Source organism: Pseudomonas viridiflava, from assembly GCF_900602065.1.
Lineage (GTDB): Bacteria > Pseudomonadota > Gammaproteobacteria > Pseudomonadales > Pseudomonadaceae > Aquipseudomonas.
The window spans coordinates 1-305 of record NZ_UWFN01000093.1 but is presented as its reverse complement, the minus strand read 5'-3'; the positions used below and the strand labels follow the sequence as shown (position 1 = coordinate 305).

Genomic DNA, 305 nt, shown 5'->3' with positions numbered 1-305 from the left:
ATCTGGCACTGGCCCTGAGTCTTAACGGCCGTGAGCTGCTTCGCGACGATCAGCCGCTGAAGATTCTGCTGATGTCGGCAACGCTGGAGGGCGAGCGGCTGGCGGCGTTGCTGGACGATGCGCCGGTCGTGCGCAGCGACGGGCGTATGTCTCCGGTGACGATGCAGTGGGGGCGTCCTTTTCAGCCCGGTGAGTTTGTCGAACCGCGAGTCGTGCAGACGGTGCTGGATGCGCTGGGCAGCGAGTCTGGCAGCCTGCTGGTCTTTCTGCCGGGGCAGGCCGAGATTCGTCGGGTCAACCAGCAG

At 65.2% G+C, this 305-nt stretch carries 1 pseudogene; it reads left to right on the top strand.

Annotation, left to right across the window (positions count from 1 at the left end):
* Positions 1-305: pseudogene (locus EE949_RS02610) on the top strand (ATP-dependent helicase HrpB); the annotation flags it as partial.